The sequence below is a fragment of the Tessaracoccus sp. MC1865 genome (genome assembly GCF_017815535.1).
Classification (GTDB): domain Bacteria; phylum Actinomycetota; class Actinomycetes; order Propionibacteriales; family Propionibacteriaceae; genus Arachnia.
Map to the genome: position 1 here is coordinate 1,907,218 of NZ_CP072596.1, position 20,173 is coordinate 1,927,390.

19 protein-coding genes are annotated in these 20,173 nt (G+C 66.9%); 3 read left to right on the plus strand and 16 right to left on the minus strand.

Going from position 1 to position 20,173, the window contains the following annotated elements; all coding sequences use genetic code 11:
- Positions 1-58: 58 nt before the first annotated feature.
- The 7 genes from J7D54_RS08880 to J7D54_RS08910 form a co-directional block, all read right to left on the minus strand.
- A complete protein-coding gene (locus tag J7D54_RS08880; RefSeq protein WP_182763564.1) occupies positions 59-856 on the minus strand; it encodes a sulfurtransferase in 798 nt (265 codons plus the stop codon).
- Complete coding sequence (locus tag J7D54_RS08885; RefSeq protein ID WP_245243930.1) at positions 853-1,518, minus strand: response regulator transcription factor; 666 nt, start codon at positions 1,516-1,518, stop codon at positions 853-855. Before J7D54_RS08885 ends, J7D54_RS08880 begins: the two co-directional genes overlap by 4 nt.
- Before the next feature lie 75 nt (positions 1,519-1,593).
- Complete coding sequence (locus tag J7D54_RS08890) at positions 1,594-2,133, minus strand: hypothetical protein (RefSeq protein ID WP_182763565.1); 540 nt, start codon at positions 2,131-2,133, stop codon at positions 1,594-1,596.
- A 301-nt stretch (positions 2,134-2,434) separates the two neighbouring features.
- Positions 2,435-3,199 carry a hypothetical protein gene (locus J7D54_RS08895; RefSeq protein WP_182763566.1) on the minus strand — a complete coding sequence of 255 codons (765 nt, stop codon included), beginning with the start codon at positions 3,197-3,199 and terminating at the stop codon, positions 2,435-2,437.
- Between the two features lie 347 nt (positions 3,200-3,546).
- Positions 3,547-6,381: a vitamin B12-dependent ribonucleotide reductase gene (locus tag J7D54_RS08900; protein WP_182763567.1), complete on the minus strand. Its 2,835-nt coding sequence runs from the start codon at positions 6,379-6,381 to the stop codon at positions 3,547-3,549.
- A 59-nt stretch (positions 6,382-6,440) separates the two neighbouring features.
- A complete protein-coding gene (gene nrdR, locus J7D54_RS08905; RefSeq protein ID WP_076058428.1) occupies positions 6,441-6,959 on the minus strand; it encodes a transcriptional regulator NrdR in 519 nt (172 codons plus the stop codon).
- 206 nt (positions 6,960-7,165) lie between these two features.
- Positions 7,166-7,504: a hypothetical protein gene (locus J7D54_RS08910; protein WP_182763568.1), complete on the minus strand. Its 339-nt coding sequence runs from the start codon at positions 7,502-7,504 to the stop codon at positions 7,166-7,168.
- Positions 7,505-7,714: 210 nt separating this feature from the next.
- On the opposite strand from J7D54_RS08910, the gene lexA reads away from it, so the two are divergent.
- Complete coding sequence (gene lexA / locus J7D54_RS08915; RefSeq protein WP_083665371.1) at positions 7,715-8,452, plus strand: transcriptional repressor LexA; 738 nt, start codon at positions 7,715-7,717, stop codon at positions 8,450-8,452.
- Positions 8,453-8,463: 11 nt separating this feature from the next.
- Here the strand turns inward: lexA and J7D54_RS08920 are convergent, their stop codons facing one another.
- The 4 genes from J7D54_RS08920 to miaA all read right to left on the minus strand — a co-directional run bounded on the left by J7D54_RS08920 (position 8,464) and on the right by miaA (position 13,689).
- Positions 8,464-10,383 carry an ATP-dependent DNA helicase gene (locus J7D54_RS08920; protein WP_245244232.1) on the minus strand — a complete coding sequence of 640 codons (1,920 nt, stop codon included), beginning with the start codon at positions 10,381-10,383 and terminating at the stop codon, positions 8,464-8,466.
- A 67-nt stretch (positions 10,384-10,450) separates the two neighbouring features.
- Positions 10,451-11,872: a GTPase HflX gene (gene hflX / locus J7D54_RS08925; protein WP_182763570.1), complete on the minus strand. Its 1,422-nt coding sequence runs from the start codon at positions 11,870-11,872 to the stop codon at positions 10,451-10,453.
- A 67-nt stretch (positions 11,873-11,939) separates the two neighbouring features.
- Complete coding sequence (gene dapF, locus J7D54_RS08930; RefSeq protein WP_182763571.1) at positions 11,940-12,755, minus strand: diaminopimelate epimerase; 816 nt, start codon at positions 12,753-12,755, stop codon at positions 11,940-11,942.
- 16 nt (positions 12,756-12,771) lie between these two features.
- Entirely contained in the window at positions 12,772-13,689 is a 918-nt protein-coding gene (gene miaA / locus J7D54_RS08935) for a tRNA (adenosine(37)-N6)-dimethylallyltransferase MiaA (RefSeq protein WP_245243931.1), read from the minus strand.
- 84 nt (positions 13,690-13,773) lie between these two features.
- Here miaA and J7D54_RS08940 point away from each other — a divergent pair, with 84 nt between their 5' ends.
- Positions 13,774-13,998: an antitoxin gene (locus J7D54_RS08940; RefSeq protein ID WP_182763572.1), complete on the plus strand. Its 225-nt coding sequence runs from the start codon at positions 13,774-13,776 to the stop codon at positions 13,996-13,998.
- On the opposite strand, the gene miaB is transcribed toward J7D54_RS08940, so the two are convergent.
- Positions 13,999-15,492, minus strand: a complete 1,494-nt coding sequence (gene miaB, locus J7D54_RS08945) for a tRNA (N6-isopentenyl adenosine(37)-C2)-methylthiotransferase MiaB (protein WP_182763573.1) — start codon at positions 15,490-15,492, stop codon at positions 13,999-14,001.
- 33 nt (positions 15,493-15,525) lie between these two features.
- Between miaB and J7D54_RS08950 the strand changes: the two genes are divergently transcribed.
- Positions 15,526-16,410: an aldose 1-epimerase family protein gene (locus J7D54_RS08950; protein ID WP_182763574.1), complete on the plus strand. Its 885-nt coding sequence runs from the start codon at positions 15,526-15,528 to the stop codon at positions 16,408-16,410.
- On the opposite strand, the gene rny is transcribed toward J7D54_RS08950, so the two are convergent.
- The 4 genes from rny to J7D54_RS08970 all read right to left on the minus strand — a co-directional run bounded on the left by rny (position 16,411) and on the right by J7D54_RS08970 (position 20,136).
- Positions 16,411-17,985, minus strand: coding sequence for a ribonuclease Y (rny, locus tag J7D54_RS08955; protein ID WP_182763575.1), 1,575 nt, complete (start codon positions 17,983-17,985; stop codon positions 16,411-16,413).
- Positions 17,986-18,197: 212 nt separating this feature from the next.
- Positions 18,198-18,731: a regulatory protein RecX gene (locus J7D54_RS08960; RefSeq protein WP_182763576.1), complete on the minus strand. Its 534-nt coding sequence runs from the start codon at positions 18,729-18,731 to the stop codon at positions 18,198-18,200.
- Entirely contained in the window at positions 18,721-19,767 is a 1,047-nt protein-coding gene (gene recA / locus J7D54_RS08965) for a recombinase RecA (protein ID WP_076059417.1), read from the minus strand. The genes J7D54_RS08960 and recA overlap by 11 nt, the downstream gene beginning before the upstream one ends.
- 159 nt (positions 19,768-19,926) lie before the next feature.
- Positions 19,927-20,136 (minus strand): DUF3046 domain-containing protein, encoded by a 210-nt coding sequence (locus J7D54_RS08970; RefSeq protein WP_370585846.1) that lies wholly within the window; start codon positions 20,134-20,136, stop codon positions 19,927-19,929.
- Positions 20,137-20,173: the final 37 nt, after the last annotated feature.

A 20,173-nucleotide genomic window follows, 5' to 3' on the forward strand; every position in this document is an offset into this window, starting at 1 on the left:
CCGACGTGAGCGGTTCCGCACGTTGCGTGCAGACGCGCCGTCCACTCTGCGCGATTGCTCACTCCCCGACGGCGACGGGCCTCTCGGTGCCGCTGTACTGCGACCATGAACCCGGGTACAGGCGGCCCCGTCCGAGTCCCGCGTACTCCATCGCAATGAGGTTGTGACAGGCGGTGATACCGGACCCGCAATAGGAGATGGTCTTCGCCGCATCGTCGATCCCGCGGAAGCGTTCGCGCAACTCCTCCGGGCTGAGGAAATGGCCATCCTCCGTGAGGTTGTCCGTGAGCGGAAAGCTACGTGCACCGGGAATGTGTCCGGCCTTCGCGTCGATCGGCTCGGTCTCGCCACGGAAACGCTCAGCACCACGGGCATCGATGACGATGGACCCGCGCGCGGCCTCCTCGATGGTGGCCAGCGCCTCGTCCGGCCACGGCCTGACGGTGAAGGTGGCATGAGCCGGGTCGGGGACCACCGTGGTGAGTTCCCCGTCATAGGCGGCCATTCCGCCGTCGAGCAGGGCTGCGTCGCGGCCCAGCATGCGCAGGAGCCACACCAGGCGTCCGGCCATCGACCCCCCCGCGTCGTCATAGGCCACGACGATGGAGTCGTCGCCGATCCCGACGGCGGCGAGCCCATCGGCGAAGCGCTGCGGGGTGGGCAACGGATGCCGGCCCAACTCAGCCGTGGGGGGATCCGCCAGCACCTCGTCCATCGGAACATGGACGGCGCCGGGAAGATGGCCGTGCTCATAGGCCAGGGCGCCGGAGCGACCGTCGAGGTAGTGCCGCACATCCGCGAGCACCACGTGGGGATGGGCCTGGAGCCAGGCCACGTCGACGACTGGAGGAATCACGCGTCCAGCGTAACGTGGCTGAAGTCTGGCAACATTCCGTTCTCCAGCCCCCACCTCACCGCCTGGGAGCGCCGTTCGACGCCGATCTTGCGGTACGCCGAGCGGATATAGGACTTCACCGAGTTGATGCTCAGGTAACTGCGGCTCGCGATGTCCTGGTTGGTCAGGCCGCGGGTGATGAGCGCCAGGACTTCCGATTCCCGCGCCGTGAGGCCGAAGTGGGCCCCCGGCCAGGCGAGGTCCTCGGGCGAGGTGAGCGTGTGCCCGTCGTGGTCCGGGTTCGGCTCCGAGATCACCACTTCGCCGCGGGCGATGGCCTCGAGCGACTCCACCAACTGGGCTGCGGACATCGACTTGTCGAGGTACCCCCGGCACCCTCTGGCGACGGCCTGCGCCGCGAGGTCCGGATGCATGGTCCAGGTGTAGATCACCAGCGCCCCCGTCCCCCTGCCGCCGATCAGGGCCTGAATGTCCGGGTCATCTTCGTGGTTCTGGCTGAACGTGTCGTAGAGGGTGACATCCACGGGTTCCTCCACGTGTTGACGGGAACCCATGTCGACGACCTCGACCCGATCCTCGTAGGGCGCGAGCATGCTACGTAGCCCATGCACGACCACTTCATAGTCGTTGAGGATTGCGATACGCAGTCGTTTGTCAGTCACGAGAGTCAATATACGCAGCAACCTGTGCAAAAGGCGGTAAACGCCGACAAACTCACCCTGACTAGCGTTTTAGTCTCATCTCAAAGGGTGGGGTGGGGGTTTCCAGCGCCGGCCGAAGGTGCTCCACAGGGCCCATCCGAGAGCGCCTGCGAGATAGGTGACGAGGACGACCCAGAAGGCCCCTGAGAAACCCGGCTGCCCCCTGGCCACCCTGCCCACCTGATCCAGGGCGAAGCCGACGAAGGTGATGGTCGCGGCCCCGAACCACCCCATGTCGTCAGCGATCATCCGACGCGTCCGAGGGAGGTTCTCCGCCCTCAGCCAGTAGTCACGGTGCGGGAGGTTGATGGCTTCGACCGGCAGCCGGCCGATCAGTCTGGGGACGAACCACATCACCAGGAACAGCCCCAGGCCGGCCAGGCAGGCCATCAGCACGTGGGTGGGGCGGTCGGACCATCCGGTGACCTCCCCTCCGGGCCCGATCTGTCCCGGCACCCGGTGCGGCAGTGTGGACGCCTGGTAGACCACGAGCACCGCGTAGCCGGCGGCTGCGGCGAGCAGTGCGGCTCGCGCCGTCGACAGACCGGTCGACGCAGGCTCGTTCACTTCCCTCACGGGGACAGCCTAAGCCCGGCGCAACGCGGACAGGGCCGCCCCGGTTGTGCCCGGGGCGGCCCTGCGGTTCCACATCGTGCTGGTCAGCTGTCAGTTCTCAGGCAGTTGTCGCTCCGGTTCTCGCACTGACTCAGCGCAAGGTGCCGTTCACCCAGTGACTCAGCTCCGCCCCCAGCCGCAGTGGAGCGATACGATCGGATCAAGCGGCGCGATCGTTGACTCCGTCCGTCAAGGTGCCACCGTGATCAGCTGGACGCCCAGCTTGCTCTCGAGGCTCCACATCGGGGAGTACGCAACGCAACTATCCTGCCAATAACCCGTGGCGGGGTTCCATCCAGGGCCCCATGGTGCATGAGTGAGAGTAGTTTGAGGGGACGCCGGGCGCCGTCATGGTCGAGCCTGCTCGATATGGAGCAACTGTGTCGTTCCTAGCCCAGCCCTCCTCGGAGGGTCCAGCATCAATATCGCCGGTGACGTGTACCTCTGAGACAAGGTCAGCATCGCCGATCGCCTCCCTCGCAGCGACCGCAAGGTCCTGATCAATCAGTACGCGAACGACTGGGTTATCGTCGTGCGTGCCGGGTCCAACCCACGCGTACACTGGCTTCAGCGCGTCAACGATGGACTGGACAGTCAGTACGTCATCGGCGATCTGATCGCGCGAGGTCGTAACAATTCGGGTTGCGGGCTCGCTAGCGAGTTCCACCCCAGCCAAAGCTAGTTCCTCGTCCAAGGCGGCGCTCCCCGACTTGGCCAATCTCGACCCCTGCAAAATATCAATCGTGACGGATAGGTCGAAATCCACGCTGACACCGTCGAAACCTGGTAGATCGGCGAGCGCGGTTTCGAGTCGGCGCTGTAGGGCGATCTGCTCATCTACCAAGACCCCTGTCCTCGGGTCATCCTGCGAATATATCTGCTCGGTGCTGACTGTCCCTGGCGGACCCGGGATGGGCACTTCGCTCTTCTCGGCAGCAGCCCAGGGACCTAAGCTCGCCAACGCTAGGGCACTTACAATCACGATGGCTGAACGTCTCATACTTGAGACTCCTTCGGTGGAAACCACGCAGTCTCCTTTTCGAGAGATTAGCCGGGGTTGCCCCATGATTGTTCATCATCCGAGAAATCGGACGGTCCATGTGCACGCTTTGCATACATCTGCGGGCTGCGGAGCGGATCGACGGAACGCCACCTCAAGGGACTTTAGGTACTGCCTCGATATCTGGCGGCACACAAGAGGCCCGGAACCACATCGGTTCCGGGCCTCTTCGCGTTGCCGTTGTACGTTCCCGGTGAAAGTCACACCCGTGACCGTCTCACGTCACTGACATGCCTGTGCGAATCCACTGACATCGGGTGTGAATCCACTGATAAATCAGTGCGAATCCGCTGACATTTCGATGAGAACTGACATCAGCTGCAACCGCTGGTGGAGCCGCAGCCCTCGCAGACGTAGCAGCTGCCCGACGGGCGCATCTTGGTGCCGCAGGTCATGCAGAGCGGCGCGTCGATCGCGGCGACACCCATGGCCTCCATCAACTCCGCCGTCGTGTGCGCGTCGATCAGCGAAGGCTGACGGGCGCCGTCCACGTTGAAGTCGTCGAACTCGTCGTTGCGGAGTTGCTCGGCCTCGGGCATCCGGGCCTCGTCCTCCTCCGACAGGTAGCTGCCGGTCTCGACGTAGCGGGCGCGCTCACCGGCGGTGTAGATGCCGAGTTCGGCGCGGTCGTCGAACGTGAGGTAGTCCAGGGCCAGGCGGCGGAAGATGTAGTCCATGAAGGACTGCGCGATCCGGATGTCGGGGTCGTCCGTCATACCGGCGGGTTCAAACTTCAGGTTGGTGAACTTCTGCACGAAACTCTCCAGCGGCACGCCGTACTGCAGGCCGATCGACACTGCGATGGAGAACGCGTCCATCACGCCGGACAGCGTGGAACCCTGCTTGCCGAGCTTGAGGAACACCTCGCCGAGGCGGCCGTCGTCGTAGGCACCCGACGTCATGTAGCCCTCGGCACCGCTCACAGAGAAGCTCGTGGTGCGCGAAGCACGCGACTTGGGCAGGCGGCGGCGCTTGGGACGGTACTCGATGCGCACCTCGGGCTGCGGGGCTTCCTTCGCCTCGACGGCGGTCTTCTTCTTGCCGTCGGAGAGGGGCTGGCCGACCTTGCAGTTGTCGCGGTAGACGGCGAGCGCCTTGAGACCGAGCTTCCAGCCCTGCAGGTAGACGTCCGCGATCTCCTCGACCGTGGCGTCCTCCGGGAGGTTGACCGTCTTGGAGATGGCGCCGGAGAGGAAGGGCTGCACGGCCGCCATCATGCGCACGTGACCCATGGGCTTGATGGCCCGGGTCCCCATGGCGGTGTCGAAGACCTCGTAGTGCTCGGCGGCCAGACCTGGAGCCCCGATCACGTGACCGTGGGTGCCGATGAACTCGACGATGGCGTCGATGTCCTCCGACTTGTAGCCGAGACGCTTGAGCGCGCGCGGGACCGTCTGGTTGACGATCTGCATCGAACCGCCGCCGACGAGCTTCTTGAACTTCACGAGCGAGAAGTCCGGCTCGACGCCGGTGGTGTCGCAGTCCATCATGAAGCCGATGGTGCCGGTGGGCGCCAGCACGGAGGCCTGCGCGTTGCGGAAGCCGTTCTTGGCGCCCAGCGAGACCACGTGGTCCCACTCGCGGGTGGCGACGGCATGCAGCTGCCGGTCGTCTGCCAGCACGCGCAGGTCGTCGTTGGCCGCCTGGTGCTTGCGCATCACGCGCTGGTGGGCCTCCGCGTTGACGGCGTAGCCGTTGTACGGGCCGACGATGGCGGCGAGCTCAGCCGAGCGGCGGTACGAGGCGCCCGTCATGACCGACGTGATGGCGGCGGCGGTGGAGCGGCCACCATCCGTGTCATAACCCTTGCCCATGGCCATCAGCAGTGCGCCGAGGTTGGCGTAGCCGATGCCCAGCTGGCGGAAGTTGCGGGTGGTCTCCCCGATGGACTCGGTGGGGAAATCCGCGAAACAGATCGAGATGTCCATCGCGGTGATGATCAACTCGACAGCCTTGACGAACGTCTCCGCGTCGAAGGTGCCGTCGGGCTTGAGGAACTTCAGCAGGTTGAGCGAGGCCAGGTTGCACGACGAGTTGTCGAGGCTCATGTACTCGGAGCAGGGGTTGGACGCCGTGATGGGGCCGGTCACCGGGTTGGTGTGCCAGTCGTTGATGGTGTCGTTGTACTGGATGCCGGGATCCGCACATTCCCAGGCCGCCTTGGCCATCTTCTGGAACAGGTCGTTTGCGTCGACCTCCTCGATCACCGAGCCGTCGCTGCGGGACCGCAGCCCGAAGGAGGCACCGTCCTCGACGGCGGTCATGAACTCGTCGCTGACGCGAACGGAGTTGTTGGCGTTCTGGTACTGCACCGAGGTGATGTCCTTGCCGCCCAGGTCCATGTCGAACCCGGCGTCACGCAGGGCGCGGATCTTGTCCTCTTCGCGCGCCTTGGTCTCGATGAACTCCACGATGTCCGGGTGGTCCACGTCGAGCACCACCATCTTGGCGGCCCTACGGGTGGCGCCGCCGGACTTGATGGTGCCGGCCGACGCGTCGGCGCCCCGCATGAAGGACACCGGGCCGGAGGCGGTGCCGCCGGAGCTCAGGAGTTCCTTGGACGAACGGATGCGGGAGAGGTTGAGGCCGGCGCCGGAGCCGCCCTTGAAGATGAAGCCCTCTTCCCGGTACCAGTTGAGGATGGACTCCATGGAGTCGTCGACCGAGAGGATGAAGCAGGCGCTGACCTGCTGCGGCGAGGGGGTGCCGACGTTGAACCAGACGGGCGAGTTGAAGGAGAAGTACTGGTTGAGCAGCATCCACGTGAGTTCGTGGCCGAACATCTCCGCGTCGGAGTCCGTGGCGAAGTAGCCGTAGTCGGCGCCGGCCTTGACGTAGCTCGTCACCACCCGGTCGATGAGGGTGCGCAGCGAGTCTTCCCGCTCGGGGGTGCCGACGGCGCCACGGAAGTACTTCGTGGTGACGATGGTGGAGGCGTTGACGCTCCAGGACGACGGGAACTCCACGCCGTGCTGCTCGAAGACGGTCTCACCGGTTCGCCAGTTCGTCTGCACCACGTCGCGGCGGTCCCACTCAACTTCGTCGTACGGATGCACGCCCGGCTTGGTGAAGACGCGGTCGATGACGAGACCCTTGGCCTCTGTGTCCGAGGACTTGCGGCGGGAGGCCCGCGCTGCGGTCGCTGTCATGGTCAAAACCCCTCTGATTCTCTTGCTGCGTTTGATTCGATGTGAAGCTGATGTGTTGCTCAGCCGAGGAGCGGCTCTTGGGCGGTGAGCTGCTGGAAGGCAGCTCCGCCCTCGGGTGCCGGCTTCCTGGTGGTTGCGCTGAGGCGCAGGGCGTCGATCTCGCGTTGGAAATCGTCGACCGACTCGTAGTTCTTGTAGACGCTGGCGAAGCGGAGGTACGCGACGGAGTCGAGCTCCTCCAGTGGGCCGAGGATGGCCACGCCGATCTGTTCCGAAGGGATCTCCGCCTGGCCGGAGGCCCGGAGGGACTCCTCCACACGCTGGGCGAGAGCGGCCAACTGCGCCGGTGTGACGGGACGGCCCTTACAGGCCTTCGACACGCCGCGCATGACCTTCTCGCGGCTGAACGATTCGACGACGCCGGACCGCTTCACCACCGTCAGGATGATCTGTTCGATCGTGGTGAACTTGCGCTCGCACATGGGGCACATGCGACGGCGCCGGATGGCGGAACCGTCGTCTGTCGCGCGCGAATCCGACACCTTGGTGTCGCAGTGGCGGCAGAACGGGCAGTGCACTGTGCGGGCCTTCCTCAAGCGATGGAGCGAGTGGACAACAGTGCCACACCGGAGCGGTTCCTCACAAGTGGCGAATCACGTTCGAATCACAACTTGTAGGGGAATCACATCAGTGCAACCACTAGATGTAGGGATCACACTAGGCGCGGCCCATCACGAAGGCAAGAGACACGCCGAGGGGAATTCGGCGTGTCCCAGTAGAGGAATCAGGGCTGTGTGACGTGGGCCCATGCGGGGTCACCGGGGACGTATGCCACCGCCGGATCCGGCGACACGAAGCCGTCCACCAACTGAGCGGCGGAGACGGCGCCGCCAGCCAGTGCCAACAGCGACACCACCGCGACCTTGACCGCGAGCCACGCGGAACGGCGCTCCGGGCTCACGACACGGCACGAGGCAGCGGCGCCCGTGCGGCCGGGGCCCACCGGGCGGGCAGGACTGAGGCGGGGCAGATGGAGATCAGGGCGGCCGGCCGGGGACACGGTGACGACCCGACGACCGGGCGTGCCGACGATCTGGAAGCGAACTGCGCTCGACGTGGTCATGACTGACCTCTTTCATTCCTAGAACAAGTGTTCGATTGAAACGGTACCCCATGTGCGGATCAGATTCAAACATTCGTTCGAAGCGTGGTGTGCGCCACGGGATTTCGCGACGTGAACCATTCAACACGTCCCCTCTGACAAAATTCGTCGACCATCGACACGCCTGCGCATTTCGAACACCTGTTCCAGCTAATGGCTACCATGGGGGCCATGGCTGACAAGACGAACCGCCCGCGCCGTGGCCGCCCGAGCAACGCAGAGATCGAGGCACAGCTCGCAGGCTTCCCCATCCCCGACGGACCGGATTACGGGCTCTCCCGCAGGCAACTGGCGCTGGTGCACGTGATCAAGGACGCCATCGAGGACCTCGGCTACCCGCCCAGCATCCGCGAGGTGGCGGACAGGGCCGGGCTGGCGTCGACGTCCTCAGTGACCTACCAACTGCGCATGCTGGAGCAGAAGGGCTTCATCCGCCGCGACCCGAACCGGCCGCGTGCCGTCGTGCTGACCCTGCCGGACGTGCCCAAGCTCCCCGAGGAACTGGATTCGGCGCAGGGATGGGATGCGCGTCCCTCAGCGGTTGCCGCCCCCGTGTTGGGCCGGATCGCGGCCGGCGGGCCGATTCTGGCCGAGGAGCACATCGAGGACGTGTTCGCGCTGCCGAAGCAGATCGTCGGCGACGGCCAGCTCTTCCTCCTGGAGGTCAAGGGCGATTCCATGATCGATGCGGCCATCTGCGACGGTGACTGGGTAGTGGTACGCCAACAGAAGGACGCCACCAACGGCGACATCGTCGCCGCGCTGCTCGACGACGAGGCCACCGTCAAGACCTACAAGCTGCAGCAGGGCAAGGTGTGGCTGCTGCCGCACAACGAGCGCTACTCCCCCATCGACGGCACCCACGCCAGCATCATGGGCAAGGTCGTGGCGCTGCTCCGCAAGGTGTGAGCCCCGGTAGGTCACTCAAGGTCGCCGCGGAGGCGGCGGAGTGCCGACACGGCCACGTCGCCATCCGTGGTGGCCCAGAAATCAGGTAGCGACGCAGTGAGGAAGGATCCGTACCGCGCGGTGGCCAACCGTGGGTCGAGCATGGCCACCACTCCTCTGTCCTCGGAGCGCCGGATCAGCCTTCCGGCCCCCTGGGCCAGGAGCAGTGCGGCATGGGTGGCGGCCACACTCATGAAACCGTTGCCCCCCGCGTCGTCGACCGCCTTCTTCCTGGCCTGCATCAGTGGGTCGTCCGGCCTCGGGAACGGGATCTTGTCGATGATGACGAGCTGGCACGATTCGCCCGGGACGTCGACACCCTGCCACAGCGACATGGTGCCGAACAGGGCGGTGGTGGGCTCGTCGAGGAAGCGTCTGGTGAGCTCTGACAGTTGGGCGTCGCCCTGCGCCAGGATGGTCAGGTCCGGCAGTTCCCGCCTGCAGTAGTCGGCGGCCTGGTCAGCCGCCCTGCGCGAAGCGAACAGCCCCAGCGCCCTGCCCTCCGCCGCCCAGACCAGCTGCGCGATCTCCGCGAGGGTCTTGTCGTGCATCCCGTCGCGGCCCGGTGGCGGCAGCCGGCGGGCCACGTACAGGATGCCCTGCTTGCGGTAGTCGAACGGCGAGCCGACGTCGATGCCGCGCCACGCGAACTCGTTGTCCCCCTCTTCCTCGGCCTCAAGCCGGTCTGCCGCGCGCAGCCCGACGGCGCCCGCAGCCGGTTCGAACGCCCCGCCCAACGTGAGCGTGGCAGAGGTCAGCACGGTTGGCCCTTGGCCGAAGACCTGGTCCCTGAGGAGGCCCGACACGTTGAGCGGCGCCACGTACGCGGCGCGCCCCATGATGTCGGACTCTGTCACCCAGACCACGTCCTGGGGTTTCAGAGCGGCGATCCGCTCCGCGATGTCGAAGATCTCCCTGACCGACGAGGTGGCCTGCTGACGGTCCGGGTCGTCGGTCACCTTGCCCAGCGCGCTCACCACACGACGAGAAACGTCGCGCAGCGCTGCCGCAGCGTACGGCAGTGGCGCGGAGGACTCCGTGATGCGGGTGAGTTCTGATTCGTCCAGGGCCTCGCGCAACGTGTCCACCTGGTCGAGGAAATCCACGCCGAGGTCGTCGTCGAGCCAGGTGAGTGCCCGCCGGGCGGCGCGATCCACGATGCCCGGGGTCAGTTCATCCGTTGCCGCGGTCGTGATGCGGCTGACCAGTTCGTGCGCCTCATCCACGACGAGCGCTGCGTGTTCCGGCAGCGCGGTGCCACCGTGCATGGCGTTGATGGCCAGCAGCGCATGGTTGGTGACGATGAGATCCGCGTCGCGTGCAACCTCGCGGGACTTCTCGACGAAGCACTCCGCCCCGAAGGGGCAGGCCGACACCCCCAGACACTCCCTCGTGGGGATCGACACCTGCGACCAGCCGCGGGCGGTGTGCGTGGGGGCATCGTCGCGGTCTGCCAGGCCGCCGCTCTGCGCCTGGCCCTCGATCCATTCGCGCAGCGCCAGTACCTCGGCGCCGAGCCTGCTGACGTCGTCGGCCTTCGACTTGGCCGCCGTCTCCGCCATGGCGGAGGCGCCGATCAGGGAATCCTGGTCCAGGTCTGAGCCCTGGCGGGCCCGGTAGAGGCAGGCGTAGTTGGTGCGGCCCTTCAGGATGGCCGCCTTGGGCCGCTGGCCGGTGACCTCCTCCACTGCGTCGAGCGCCGTGGGGATGTCCTTGGTCGCCAACTGGGCCTGGAGCGCCAGGGTGGCCGTGGCCACGACCACGACCTCGCCGGTGCTCACGCTCCGGGCGAGCGCGGGTGCGAGGTAGCCGAGCGACTTGCCGGTGCCCGTACCCGCCTGCACCAGGAGGTGGGTGTCATCCTCGAATGCCGCGGCCACGGCGTCTGCCATGGCCTGCTGACCGGGGCGTGCCTCGCCCCCGATGTCACCGACCGCGGCCGCCAGAATGGCTCCGTGATCAGTCACGTACGAACTCGGCCAGCTCATCGGCGAGATCAGGGCGCACCCGCGCGCTGATCAGCGTGCCGTCGCCGGTGTGCTCGAGCGAATCGATCACGGCCGTCTTGTGGACCTTGTCCACCAGATCCCCGCGGTTGTACGGCACCAGAGCGGTGAGCGCGACCTCGGGGCGCGGGAGCCTCTGCTCGAGGGCCTCACGCAGCGCCTCGAGGCCGCGGCCCGTCCGCGCGGAGATGACGACGGCATCCGGGTGCTTTGCACGCAACGCCATGATGCTGGCGGCATCCGCGACGTCCGCCTTGTTGAGGACCAGCAGTTCCGGCACAGAGGCTGCGCCGATCTCTGACAACACGGTGCGGACGGCCCTGATCTGCCCCTCAGGATCCGGATCTGCGGCGTCCACCACGTGGAGCAGCAGGTCTGCCTGGGCCGACTCCTCCAAGGTGGAGCGGAACGCCTCGACGAGGTCGTGGGGGAGATGCCGCACGAAGCCGACGGTGTCTGTGAGCGTGAACACGCGGCCGTCGTCGGTCTCCGAGCGGCGGGTGGTGGGGTCCAGGGTGGCGAACAGCGCGTCCTCCACCAGCACCCCGGCGCCCGTGAGCCGGTTGAGCAACGACGACTTACCCGCGTTGGTGTACCCGACGATGGCGACGGAAGGCACCTGGTGACGACGCCGCTCCGCCCGCTTGGATTCGCGGGTGGCGTCCATCTCGCGCAGCTTCCGGCGCAACTGCGAGATCCGGGTGTGGATGCGGCGGCGGTCTGTCTCGATGCGGGTCTCACCGGGGCCTCGGCCACCGATACCTGCACCGCCAGCGACGCGGCCACCCGCCTGGCGCGACAGGTTGCCGCCCCAGCCGCGGAGGCGCTGCTTGAGGTACTGCAGTTGGGCCAGTTCGACCTGGGCCTTGCCCTCCGCGCTCTTGGCGTGCTGGGCGAAGATGTCGAGGATCAGTGCTGTGCGGTCCACCACCTTGACCTTGATCCGGTCTTCGAGGTTTCGCAACTGCGCGGGTTCGAGTTCACCGTCGCAGATGACGGTGTCTGCGCCCGTGGCGCGCACCACCTCCGCGACTTCCAGCACCTTGCCGCGGCCGATGTAGGTTGCCGGGTCCGGGTGGGAGCGACGCTGGACCAGCGCGTCGAGCACCTCTGAGCCGGCGGTCTCCGCCAGCAGCTTGAGCTCGTCCATCGCGTTGTCGGCGTCTTCCTGTGAGCCTGTGGTCCAGACACTGACCAGCACCACGCGCTCGAGCCGCAGTTCGCGGTACTCGACCTCTGTGACGTCCTCGAGTTCGGTGCGCAGGCCGGCGACGCGGCGCAACGAATGGCGCGCCGCCAGGTCTTCCTGGTCGCCGTCGTAGTCAGGCTCCAGCTCGTCGTCGTAGTCGAGCAGGTCTTCGTCAGAATTAGTCATCGTCTGCTCATTCTTCCAGCCCAGCCCCTGACATCCAAGGGACGGGCACGGGCTGTGGATAATCGCGTCAGATCCAGAATTCCCCACGCCCGATGATCACCGCAGGCCCGGTCAGGCGGGCCGCGTCACCGTCGAAATCGACCGTGAGGTCGCCACCGGGAACGGTCACGTCGACGCTGCCGTCATGCTGAGCGCGCCGGCGATAGGCCGCCGCGGTGGCCACCACGCCAGTGCCGCAGCTCTGGGTCTCCCCCACGCCGCGCTCGAAGACCCGCATGGACAGCTTGCCTGGCTCGTCGACCCGGACGAACTCGACATTGACGCCCTCGGGGAAGGCACTCACAGGTTCCCAGGTGGGGGCGTCGTACAGATTGAGGGAGTCGAGGTCCTCGTCCTGAAGGAACACCACGGCGTGGGGGTTGCCGACATCCACCTTCGTCGCCGGCCACTCCCGCCCGCCGAGCCGGACGGTGACGTCCTCATCGGACACGGTCGCGTCCCCCATGGTGGTGCGGATCAGCCCGTGCCTGGCCACTTCGACGCGGCGGAGGCCCGCCCGGGTTGCCACGTCGAACTCCCCGTTGTCGACCAGCTGCTCGTTGATCAGGTGGCGGGCGAACACCCGCAACCCGTTGCCGCACATCTCGGCGATGGATCCGTCGGCGTTGTAGTAGTCCATGAACCAGAGCGAGCTGTCGCCCTCCCAGCCGCGGATGCTGGAGGCCCGGACCACGCGGATCACGCCGTCGGCGCCGATGCCGCTGTGCCGGTCACAGACCATCTGGATGAAGTCGGGATGCATCTCATGCATGCCGTAGGAGTCATCCAGGATGATGAAGTCGTTGCGGGTGCCGTGACCCTTGTGGAAGCTGAACCGACGCATCACGCCCTCCTGAGTTTCACAAGTCTATCCCTGTGAGCACGCTTTGGACCGCCGTCGGGGAGGTTGCGTCCAGCCATGTGATGCGGGGGTCGCGCCGGTACCAACCGAGTTGGCGACGGAAGAACCGCCGGGTGGCTCGCTGCACCTCACCGCGGGCCTCCGCTTCGGTGAGTTCGCCGTCGAGGAAGCCGACCACCTGCCGGTAGCCGATCGCCCGGATCGCGGTGACGCCCTCACGCAGGCCCCGCGCCAGGAGGGCCGTGACCTCCTCAACGAGGCCCTGTTCCCACATCTGTTCGACGCGCAGGTCGATCCGCCGGTCCAGTTCCGCCCGGTCCAGGTTCAGCCCGAACTGGTGCACGTCTTCCAGTTCGTAGGTCCACTCGGGGATGACGGGGGCGTGGCCCCCTGTCAGCTCGAGCACCTCGAGGGCCCGGACGATCCGGCGGCCGTTGGCGGGCTCGATGGCGGCCGCCGACTCAGGCGCCAGTTCGGCGAGCCGACGGTGCAGCGCATGCGGCCCGCCCTGGTCGAGTTCCTGCTCCCAACGCGCCCGGACGGCCGCGTCAGAGGCCGGGAACTCGAAGCGGTCGGTGATCGCTCGGGTGTAGAGGGCCGAGCCGCCCACCAGGATCGGGATGACCCCCCTAGCCCGCAGGCTGGCGATGGTGGCGCGGGCGAGCCGCTGGAAGTCTGCCACCGACGCCCGCTCGGTGACCTCTGCGATGTCGATCAGGTGGTGGGGCACCCCGCGCCGCTCCTCGACGGTGGGCTTGGCCGTGCCGATGTCCATCCCCCGGTAGACGAGCATCGAGTCTGCGTTCACCACTTCGGCGGGGTGGCCGCGCTCTGCCAACGCCAGCGCGAGATCGACGGCGAGGCCCGATTTGCCTGTGGCCGTGGGGCCGACGAGAACGATCAAGGGAAGGGACACGCCCCCAGTCTGCCAAAAGCCTGACGCGCGGGTCTCCGGGGTGGGCATGATGGGGACCTCACCCCACCACCCGAAGGACATGACATGGGACTCTTCGACAACCTCGATGACCTGGCCAAGCAGCACGAGACGCAGATCGAGGAGGGCATCGAGCGGGCCGGCGACTTCGTCGACGACAAGACCGACGGCAGGTACGCCGGTCATGTGGACAAGGCGCAGGACTTCGGCAACGACCAGCTCGACAAGCTCACGGGCGACCAGCCCGAGCGCCCGGCCGATCAGCCCAGGCGCCCAGCCGACCAGCCCTGATCAGTTGCAGCCGGTGGCGGCGGGCAGCGGCGCGGGCTTCTCCAACGTGGGCATGCCCAGCCCGACGCCCGCCGGCCTGGCGCCTCCCTGCGCCGCCTCCCACGCGTCCCCTCCGCGGGTACGCCTGAGGTTGGTGGGCAGGAGGTCCGAGTTCAGGTGGTGCGGCGCCGCATGTGTGATCGACACCGTGGCGATGTCGCCCGGCCGGGGCCGCAGCGCCGGGTCCTCCGGAACCGCCACGTGGACCAGGCGGTTGTCCCGCGCCCGGCCGCTCATGCGGTGGGTCTCGGCATCCTTGCGGCCCTCACCGGTGGCGAACATGACCTCGATCTCCTGGCCGGCGAACGTCTTGTTCTCCTCCCAGGCCAGGTCATTGACCAGGTCGACGAGGCGCAGGTAGCGCTCCTGCACGATCTCCTTCGGCACCTGGTCAGGCATGGTGGCCGCAGGCGTGCCGGGGCGGATCGAGTACTGGAAGGTGAAGGCGGCGGAGAACCGCGAGCGACGCACGACGTCCATCGTCGCCTGGAAGTCCTCTTCGGTCTCGCCGGGGAATCCCACGATGATGTCGGTGGTGATGGCGGCGTGCGGCATGGCCGTCCTGACCCTGTCGAGGATGCCCAGGTAGCGCTCCGCCCGGTAGGAGCGACGCATCGACTTGAGGATCCGGTCCGAGCCGGACTGCAGCGGCATGTGGAGCTGGGGCATCACGTTGTGGGTCTCGGCCATGGCCTCGATCACGTCGTCGGTGAAGTCCTTGGGGTGGGGCGAGGTGAAGCGCACGCGCTCCAGACCGTCGACGGTGCCGCAGGCCCGCAGCAACTTCGCGAAGGCCTGCCTGTCGCCGAATTCCACGCCGTAGGCGTTGACGTTCTGGCCGAGCAGGGTGATCTCCTGGACGCCCTGACTGACCAGCATCTCGATCTCCGCGAGGATGTCGCCCGGGCGGCGGTCGGTCTCCTTGCCCCGCAGGGCCGGCACGATGCAGAAGGTGCAGGTGTTGTTACAGCCCACGGAGACCGACACCCAGGCCGAGTAGGGCGATTCGCGGCGCGTCGGGAGGTTGCTGGGGAACGTCTCGAGGGCTTCCTTGATCTCGATCTGAGCCTCGCGCTCCACCCGGGCCCGCTCCAGCAGCCTGGGGAGGGAACCGACGTTGTGCGTACCGAAGACGACGTCCACCCACGGAGCCTTCTTCAGGATGGTGTCGCGGTCCTTCTGCGCCATGCAGCCGCCCACGGCGATCTGCAGCCCCGGATGGACGGCCTTGATGCTGGCCATGTGGCCGAGGTTGCCGTAGAGGCGGTTGTCTGCGTTCTCGCGCACGGCGCACGTGTTGAACACCACGACGTCGGCACCGGCTCCCAGCGCGTCGTTGCCCGGCGCGGCGCGGTGCATCCCGGCCTCTTCGAGCAGGCCGCTGATGCGTTCGGAGTCGTGGACGTTCATCTGACACCCGTAGGTGATGACGTGATATGTGCGCGGATCAGTCATAGCCCGACCATGTTACCCATTAGGGTTCGAGACATGAACATCCTGCCTACCGGCCAACAATTCCTCATCGAGTCCGGGCCGTACACCGCGGTCGTGACCGAGGTGGGCTCGACGCTGCGCAGCCTCACCCGCGACGGCGTGGAGTTGCTGCACACGTTCCTTGAGGACGGGTCGCCGAGTTCCTCCATGGGCCGCCAGCTGGTGCCGTGGCCCAACCGCATCCGCGACGGCCGCTACACGTTCAACGGGGTGGAGCAGCAGCTCCCGATCAGCGAGGTGCCGCGGAACAACGCCATCCACGGCCTCGGCTCTGACCACGCGTGGCGGCTCCTGAGCCACGACCCCGACGAGGTGGTGCTGACCACCGTCATCTACCCGCAGGCCGGATGGGACGGCGTGCTGGAAGTCGAGATCAGTCACGCGCTGGACGACGGGGGGCTCACCGTCACTGTGACGGCGCGCAATGCCGGGCAGAAGGCGCTCCCCTACGGCTACGGCACCCACCCGTACCTGGCCGTCGACACCACCGCCGTGCTCACCTCGCCGTTCCCCTATGAACTGGCCGTCGACGACCGGCTGCTCCCCGTGGAACTGACCGACGTGACCGCTGAGCACGACTTCCGGGAGCCCCGGGAGATCGGCAGCACGGAGTTCGACAGCGCGTTCCGAATCGACGACGGCCCGTGGGAACTGACGGTGGCCGACGGCACCCGCACGATTGCCATGTGGGCCGACGCGACGCTTCCGTGGTGCCAGATCTACGTGCCGCCGACGCGCAATGCGATCGCCGTGGAGCCCATGACCTGCGCCGCCGACGCGTTCAACGAAGGCCCCACCCACGAATCGCTCATCGTGTTGCAGCCCGGCGCCGAGACGTCGTCGCGCTGGGGCATCCGGGTGGACGCCGTCGAGAACTGATCAGTGGGCGGTCTCCGTGGCGCGGGACTCGCGCACCACGGTGATCCGGATCTGTCCCGGGTAGCTCAGCGTCTTCTCGACCTCTGCGGCGATGTCGCGGGCCAGCGCGTGCGCCCCCGCGTCGTCGACATGGTCCGGTGAGACCATGACGCGAACCTCGCGCCCGGCCTGCATGGCGTAGGCGCGCACCACACCTTCGTGCTTCGTGGCGATGTGCTCGAGGTTCTCCATCCGCTCCACGTACGCCTCGAGCGATTCACGCCGGGCACCCGGGCGGGAGCCGGAGATGGCGTCTGCTGCCTGTGTGAGCACCGCTTCAACGGTGCGCGGCTCGACCTCGTTGTGGTGCGCCTCCACCGCATGAGCGATGTCCTCGTGCTCACCGTACTTGCGCAGCAACTCCGCCCCGATGATGGCGTGCGGACCCTCCACCTCATGGGTGAGCGCCTTGCCGATGTCGTGCAGGAAGGCGGCCCGCTTGCACACCGTCACGTTGAGGCCCAGCTCCGCTGCCATCACGCCGGCGAGGTGCGCGCACTCGACGAGGTGGCGCAAGACGTTCTGCCCATAGGAGGTGCGGAACGCCAGCGCCCCGACGATGGGCACCAGGTCAGGGTGCAGGTCCACGATGCCCACCTCCGCCAACGCGTCCTCGCCAGCGCGCAGCACGCGGTCATTGATGCGGCGCAGGCTGCGCTCGTGCACCTCTTCGATGCGGGCCGGATGGATCCGCCCATCGGCGATGAGGTCGACGAGCGTGAGGCGCGCGGTTTCGCGGCGCACCGGGTCGAAGCTGCTGAGCAGGACGGATTCGGGGGTGTCGTCGATGAGGACGTTGACCCCCGTGATCTGCTCGAAGGCACGGATGTTGCGCCCTTCGCGGCCGATGATGCGGCCCTTCATGTCGTCGCTGGGCAGGTCCACCGTGCTCACCACGGACTCCGACGTCTGTTCTGAGGCGACCCGCTGGATGGCGGTGGTGATGACGCGGCGGGCGATCTGGTCCGCTTCGCGCTTCGCCGTCGCCTCGATGTCGCGGGCGATGGAGGTGGCGGTCAGTTTGGCCTGCTTCTCTGCTGCTGCAAGGACCTCCTTGCGGGCCTCCTCGACCGACAACCGGGCGACGCGTTCGAGTTCGAGGGCCAGCCGCTCCTCCTGCGCCTGGAGTTCCTCCCGCTGCTCCCGCAGTTGGATGCGCTGGGCATCGAGCCTCTCAGCGCGGGCGACGAGTCCCTCGGCCTCAGCGGAGAGGCGGTCCTCGCGTTCGTGGAGGCGGGATTCACGACGTTCCTGTGCCGCCCTCGCCTCGCGCAACTCCTGGCGTTGCCCGGCGAGCACGGCTTCCATCTCGCCTCGACGTCGCTCGGCGTCCTCCAACGCTTCGCGGGCGCGTTCCTCGACGGCGCTGGCAGCCGCCTGGGCGGTGGCCCGCGCAGAGGCCACATCATCCTTGGACCGGCGTTCCCAGGTGAGGCGCTCCGCGATGCCTTCTGCCGTCCGGCGCCGCAGGAGGAGGCCCAACACGATGAGCCCGACCAACGCGGCCACTGCAATGATCCAACCGAGCTCGGGCACGGCGCCTCCTCATATCCGGACAGTCCGGCCACAAGCACCGCACAAGGTGGTTGGCAACAATGTCGATAGGGACGACAAGCCCCTGCGGCCAGAAGGCCGCAGCGGCACAGGTGAATGTCTTCTGTCTAGGTGTTGTCAGTGAAGTTTCAGGTTTCAATGCCCCAACCGAAGCCGGGGCGGTTCATGCGGGGCCAAGGGCCTTGCCGACGAGCCTATTGCTCACCTGTGGAAAACTCAACCGGTTCATCGTCCCACCCGTTGCCCAGCACCTCTTCGAGCACGCCGCTGACGATGCCACCCGAGAAACCCCTGCGGGCCAGCACACCGGCAAGCCGACGGCGCGCGACGTGCGTTTCAAGGCCTGTGAGCGAGCGCACGCGACGGCGGGCCAACGTCAGCGCAGCCTCTCGCTCGTCCTCCGGATCCAGTTGGGCCAGTACCTCGTCGGCGATCTCGCGGTCAATGCCCTTGGCCTGGAGTTCCTGCCGGATGCGGACCCTCCCCCGCAGCCCGAACTCTGCGCGCGTCGAGGTGAGCGACTGAGCGAAGGCCGCGTCGTCGATGAGCCCCACCTCGGTGAAGCGCTCGATGATCTCGTCTGCGACGTCTGCAGGGACGTTGCGCCGCTTCATGACGGTGCGCAACTCCTGCTCCGAGCGTGCCCGCGTGGCCAACTGGTCCAGCGCGATCTTGCGAGCCACCTCCACCTGGGTGACCCGCTCCTCCGCGCTCCGATCAGAAGTCAACTTCTCCGGTCTCCGGGTTCACGCCCTCCGGCACGGCCTCCTTGTCGATACCGAGGTGGACGCGGATGCGACGCTCGATGTCGTTGGCGACCTCGGGGTTGTTCTTCAGGAAGGTGCGGGCGTTCTCCTTGCCCTGGCCCAGCTGATCCGACTCGTAGGTGAACCAGGCGCCGGCCTTGCGCACGATGCCGGCGTCAACGCCCATGTCGATCAGCGAGCCCTCGCGGGAGATGCCCTGGCCGTAGATGATGTCGAACTCGGCCTGCTTGAAGGGCGGGGCCACCTTGTTCTTGACCACCTTGACGCGGGTGCGGTTGCCCACCATCTCCGTGCCGTCCTTCAGCGTCTCGATGCGGCGCACGTCCAGGCGGACCGAGGAGTAGAACTTCAGCGCGCGGCCACCGGTGGTGGTTTCGGGGCTGCCGAACATCACGCCGATCTTCTCGCGGAGCTGGTTGATGAAGATGGCCGTGGTGTTGGAGGTTTTGAGCGCACCCGTCATCTTTCGCAGCGCCTGCGACATGAGGCGGGCCTGGAGACCGACGTGCGAATCGCCCATCTCGCCCTCGATCTCGGCCCGGGGCGTCAGCGCGGCGACGGAGTCGATGACAACGAGGGAGAGGGCGCCCGAGCGCACCAGCGTGTCTGCGATCTCCAGGGCCTGTTCGCCGTTGTCCGGCTGCGAGACCAGCAGCTCGTCGGTGTCGACCCCGAGCTTCTGGGCGTAATCCGGGTCCAGCGCGTGCTCGGCGTCGATGAAGGCGCAGATCCCGCCGTCGCGCTGGGCGTTGGCGATGGCGTGCAGCGCGACGGTGGTCTTGCCGCTCGACTCCGGGCCGTAGATCTCGACGACGCGACCACGCGGCAGCCCGCCGATGCCGAGCGCCACATCCAGCGCCACGGAGCCCGTGGGGATCACGTCGATGGGCTGGCGATTGTCCTCGCCCAACTTCATGACGGAGCCCTTGCCGTGGGCCTTCTCGATCTGGGCGAGCGCCGCCTCCAGCGCCTTGTTACGGTCCGATGAGGCCATCAGGATTTCCTTCCAGGAACCGGCTGACGCCGGAGGTTTCGATGTCACTGTCACTGTAGGTAGCGGGCCCGACAATTTTCGATGAGCCGGTTCCGCTGTGGACAACCGCCGAATTCAACATAGGCGAACAGACGTTCTAATGCGAACCGACACGCCGCCGTTTCAGCGCAGTCTCGTGGGCAGTTCCAGTTGTCTCCAGACAGCGCGCCAGATGGTCTTGCACGGGATCCCTGCACCGAGCGCTTCGCGGACCGTGCGACCCCCCAGGTCCTCGAGAACGACGGATTCCGCCCAACTCGCGGCATATCCAGCGGGCAGAGCCTCGTTCATTCGTTCCCAGAGTTCAGCTTCGCGCACGCGCCCACGGTACACGCCGCGCGATGATGGGCATTCGCGCAGGTTCTTGCGT